Annotated in this window: 5 protein-coding genes; all 5 read left to right on the top strand. The window is 51.9% G+C overall.

Annotated features, from left to right (window positions below):
* Nucleotides 1-965 (top strand): starvation-sensing protein RspA (locus OXG87_16350; protein MCY3871122.1); only part of this gene is annotated, 965 nt, incomplete at its 5' end.
* A complete protein-coding gene (locus tag OXG87_16345; protein ID MCY3871121.1) occupies nt 965-2227 on the top strand; it encodes a mandelate racemase/muconate lactonizing enzyme family protein in 1263 nt (420 codons plus the stop codon). The genes OXG87_16350 and OXG87_16345, both read left to right, overlap by 1 nt.
* Nucleotides 2228-2352: 125 nt before the next feature.
* A complete protein-coding gene (locus OXG87_16340) occupies nt 2353-3210 on the top strand; it encodes a Gfo/Idh/MocA family oxidoreductase (protein MCY3871120.1) in 858 nt (285 codons plus the stop codon).
* A 39-nt stretch (nt 3211-3249) separates the two neighbouring features.
* On the top strand, nt 3250-3552 hold the full coding sequence (locus OXG87_16335; protein MCY3871119.1) for an antibiotic biosynthesis monooxygenase: 303 nt from the start codon (nt 3250-3252) through the stop codon (nt 3550-3552).
* A 20-nt stretch (nt 3553-3572) separates the two neighbouring features.
* Entirely contained in the window at nt 3573-4625 is a 1053-nt protein-coding gene (locus OXG87_16330; GenBank protein MCY3871118.1) for an NAD(P)-dependent oxidoreductase, read from the top strand.
* Nucleotides 4626-4717: the final 92 nt, after the last annotated feature.

The raw sequence follows: 4717 nt of genomic DNA, 5'->3' as shown, positions 1-4717 counted from the left end.
ACTGGCGCAATGGTCCCGTGCTCAATAATGCCATATCGGGGGTGGATCAGGCTCTGTGGGATATTAAGGGCAAGCGCGCGGGTATGCCCGTGTATCAACTTTTGGGCGGGAAGTGTCGCGAGGCGGCAGATACGTATGCTCATGCCAGTGGGCGCGACAAATACGAAGTGGTGGATAGCGTGCGTCATTATATGGCACAGGGCTATCGCCATATCCGCGTGCAGATGGGGGGATACGGGGGACAGTCAGATACGATTCAAAAACCCGATGGTGCGCCCGATGGTGCTTATTATCACCCGCGAGAATACTGCCGTCGTATGTGCGATATGATCGAACATGTGCGTGCGGAGATCGGGCCTGAGATTGAGCTTTTGCACGATATTCACGAGCGTTTGCGTCCGATTGACGCCATCCAATTTGCCAAAGATGTAGAGCCTTTCAAACTTTTCTTTTTGGAAGATGCTCTCGCGCCGGAAGACAATGCGTATTTTCACCACATGCGCGCGCAGTGCGCCACGCCCCTGGCGATGGGCGAACTTTTTAATCATCCGCACGAGTGGATGCCTCTTATTCAAGATCGGCTTATCGATTTTATTCGCATGCATGTCAGCCAGATGGGGGGGATTACCCCGGCGCGCAATGTCGCTGCTTATGCCAATATGTACAATGTGCGCACGGCGTGGCACGGTCCCGGAGATACATCACCTGTTGGTCACGCGGCCAATTTGCACCTTGACCTATGGGCGCCCAATTTCGGTATTCAGGAGTGGTGCCGTTTCAACGATCTCGTCTATGATATGTTTCCCGGTCTGCCCGAGGTGCGCGAGGGCTATATGTATCCCAATGATGATCCCGGTCTGGGCATTGATATTGACGAGGATCTCGCTGCAAAATATCCGCCCGAAGATGAGGTTATTATGTGGACGCAAACGCGGGCGCCAGATGGGTCGCCCATGCGACCGTGATGAAGACACAGGAGAATTTTATGAATACCCATTCATCCCCATCGGATCTCAGAATTACCGATATGCGCGTTGTCAATCTTTCCGGTGTGCCTATGCGCTCTACGCTCATTCGCCTGGATACCAATCAGGGTATTTATGGCTTGGGAGAGGTGCGCGATGGGGCCAGTCATATTTACGCTTTGCAACTGAAGCGCCAGCTTTTGGGTGAAAATCCCTGTAATGTGGATAAGCTGTTTCGCAAGATCAAACAGTTCGGGTGGCATGCTCGGCAGAGTGGCGGCGTGTGTGGCGTGGAGATGGCTTTGATGGATCTGGCGGGTAAGGCTTATGGCGTGCCCTGTTATCAGCTCGCAGGTGGGAAATTCCGCGATCAGATCCGCATTTATTGCGATACTCACACAACGCCGAATCCCGAAGAGATGGGCAATCGCTTGAAGGCGCGCATGGAGCAGGGGTTTACTTTTTTGAAGATGGATATTGGCGTGCGTTTGCTCAAAGATATTCCGGATACGGTGTCTTCTCCTGCGGGTATGCTGGAAACTACGCAGGTTATGCATCCTTTTACGGGTATTCAGTTTACCGATAAGGGGATCGATGTTCTCGTTCAATATGTGGGCGTTGTGCGCGATATTGTGGGGTATGAGATTCCTCTGGCTGCGGATCACTTTGGGCATATCAATGTGGAGTCGTGTATTCGCCTTGCGCGCGCACTCGAGCGGTTCAATCTCGCATGGCTGGAAGATATGATTCCGTGGCAACTGACCGATCAATGGGTGCGCCTCAAGAACGCAACGGCGACTCCGGTTTGTACGGGTGAAGATATTTATCTTTTGGAACATTTTAAGCCGCTGATCGATAATAAGGCCGTTTCGATTATTCACCCGGATCTCGCCACGTCCGGGGGGATTCTCGAAACTAAGCGGATTGGGGATTACGCGGAGGAACACGGCATTGCGATGGCTCTGCATATGGCGGCGACGCCGGTTGCGACGATGGCGAGTGTGCATTGCGCGGCTGCGACAAATAATTTTCTGGTTCTGGAATGCCACGCCGTTGATTATCCGCCTTGGAATACGCTTGTTACGGGTTTGTCCAATCCCATTGTTCAAAATGGTTATATTCAGGTGCCTGACACACCCGGACTCGGCGTTGATTTGAATGAGGAAGCGATTAAAGAGCACATCAATCCCAATTTGCCGGGCTATTTTGAACCGACAGATGCGTGGTATGATGAACAGGTGAATGATAGGCTGTGGAGTTGAATTAAAAATTAAAAATTGGGAATTAAGGAACGATGTACAACTGCGTAGCAGTTCATTGAGAAGCACGACACAGGCGCAGCACTAGCCTGCGCCCTACCATAACTGACAATTGAAAGGAGTATTGTATGCCCACTATTGGTATTATTGGGGCGGAGAATAGCCATACTGTGGCGATTGCAAAGACGATTAATATTGATAGACTGGTGTCCGGTTTTAGTGTTACACATGTTTGGGGAGAGACGCCGGACGATGCGAAAGATGCACAGGAGCGGGGCCTGATTCCCCATATTGTACAAGATCCCGAAGATCTGATTGGGCAGGTCGATGCGGCTATTGTGGATCATCGCCATCCCAAATATCACCTGCCTGCGGTGCGCCCATTGCTGGAGGCCAAAATTCCACTTTTTGTCGATAAGCCGTTTTGCTATCGTCTCGATGAAGGCAAAGAGTTTCTGGCTCGAGCGCGTGAGCTCGATGTGCCTGTGTGTTCTTTTTCGGTTTTGCCCAAGCAGGCGTCTTTCGCGCAGTTGCAAGAAGATGTCCGAGAACTCGGGCGCATTATTTCAGTTGTTTCGACGGGTCCTTGCGATATTGATTCTGAATACGGCGGTGTCTTTTTTTATGGGATTCATCAGGTCGATATGGTTGTGCGCCTGCTCGATTGGGATATTACGCATGTACAGCTCAATCGCGGGAGGCAAAACCACACTGCGACGCTTTATTCTGCGAGTGGCGCGATTTCGACGATGAATCTCATCGGCGAAGGTCGCGTGGGTTTCCACGTTTCTGTGATTGGGGAAAAGGGGCGCACTGATCGCGTGATCTCGTACGATGAGAATACGTATCTTACGGGTGTTCTCGATTTTTGCCATATGTTCAGTACGGGGAAGACAGATGAGACAGATGGCTCAATGCTTACGCCCGTTGCTGTGCTCGAGGCGCTCGAGAAGTCGCAGGAGTCGGGGGAGAAGTGTGAAGTATGAAGTGTGAAGTAAGAAAGAAGACAGCGAATGGAGGTTTTAATGATTGGCGTACTTACGCATCACTGGGCTAAAGATGATTGTGTTGATGAGGCTCGCGATCGTTTGAATCGCAATGGTATTGCCCAGAGTCAGGCTCCCGGATTTGTTAGCCGTCAGACTCTTCACGCGCTCGCCGACGAGACGAAGATTACGACGCTGGTTATTTGGGAGAATGAAGAGATCTACGAGGGCTGGCGCGCCAGTCCCGAGCGGGAGGCCGTTATGAGTGGCGCTGGGGAACTCTGGTCGCGGCCGACTGAGTCCGAGCGATTTGAAGTTGTACATCGCTTGTCCAGAGTATAGAGAATTTATTAGAGGTAACTATGAGCAAAATCCTCGTTACGGGTGCTACGGGGCGTTTGGGCGCGAATGTCGTCAAGCAGTTGGTTGAGCGTGGGGATGATGTTCGCGCGCTGATTCTTCCCGATGATCCCAAGAAATTCAAGCTCGATCCGTTTGATGTTGAAAAGATCGAAGGCGACCTCAGAGATGCGGCGTTGTGTCGCAGCATTGTGGATGGTGTAGATGCAGTTGTTCATACGGCAAATATTCTGGGTCCACCGCGCGGTATGGACAATCAGACGTTTTACGAGATTAATGTTACGGGTACGTACAATCTTTTTGAAGCGGCAGCACCATTTGCCGATAAACTCCACAGATTTGTCCATGTCAGCACCGACGCGGTTTATCCGATGGGCAATCAGCATATTCCGCCCTGTTATCAGCCGGTGAATGAAATCCATCCCAAACGCCCGAGTGGACTTTATGGCACGCTGAAATATATCAACGAAGCGATGGCTGAAGGCTATATGAATGGACACGATCTTCAATTGTCCATTATTCGTCCTTCTGGCATGTTTGCGGGCAAAGAAGTGCTGGGGCGTTGGAATGTTCAGTTTGTGGCAGGGCGCATCCGCGATGCTGTGAATAATCCGCAAAGTGGTATTTATCATCCGGATGGCGCGGCTATTGCACAGGATATGCTCGACCGCGTCGAGCGTCCGGATCAACCATGTGCTGTCATCGATCGCGAGGGTCGTCCGTGGATGTGGTCGCCTTCTGATGCACGCGATACTGCGCGGGCATGTATTTGCGCGCTGGACCATCCCGCGGCTGTTGGCGAGGCGTTCAATGCGCCGATTTACCGGCCGCTCACCTTTCCCGAGGTCGCAGCTTATCTCGCGGAGATAACGGGTGTTCCACCTTTTGCGGTTGAGGTCCCTATGCAGTGGGTCTATTGGTCTGACAATAGCAAGGCGCGCACACTCATCGGATACGAACCGCAGTGTACGCTTGAAAATATCTTTGATACCGCGCTCGCCGATCAAGCCGGTGAACCCACGGATGTAATTTCGGCGTCAACCACCCCCGGCTAAAGCCTATGGGCTTGTCCCTGCCACATGATTCCCCCGGTGGTTGACACCACCATTGGGGGTATGGCGAGACTTTAGGCTTGTTGACACAAAGC

It is taken from the genome of Gemmatimonadota bacterium, assembly GCA_026706845.1.
In the GTDB taxonomy this organism is placed as follows: domain Bacteria; phylum Latescibacterota; class UBA2968; order UBA2968; family UBA2968; genus VXRD01.
Note: the sequence above shows the minus strand (reverse complement) of the source record. Positions and strands in the feature narration are given on the sequence as shown.

Excerpts from the sequence above, each read along its gene's own strand:
- OXG87_16345 (MCY3871121.1), top strand. The coding sequence starts at position 965 with ATGAAGACACAGGAGAATTTTATGAATACCCATTCATCCCCATCGGAT.
- OXG87_16340 (MCY3871120.1), top strand. The coding sequence starts at position 2,353 with ATGCCCACTATTGGTATTATTGGGGCGGAGAATAGCCATACTGTGGCG.
- OXG87_16335 (MCY3871119.1), top strand. The coding sequence starts at position 3,250 with ATGATTGGCGTACTTACGCATCACTGGGCTAAAGATGATTGTGTTGAT.
- OXG87_16330 (MCY3871118.1), top strand. The coding sequence starts at position 3,573 with ATGAGCAAAATCCTCGTTACGGGTGCTACGGGGCGTTTGGGCGCGAAT.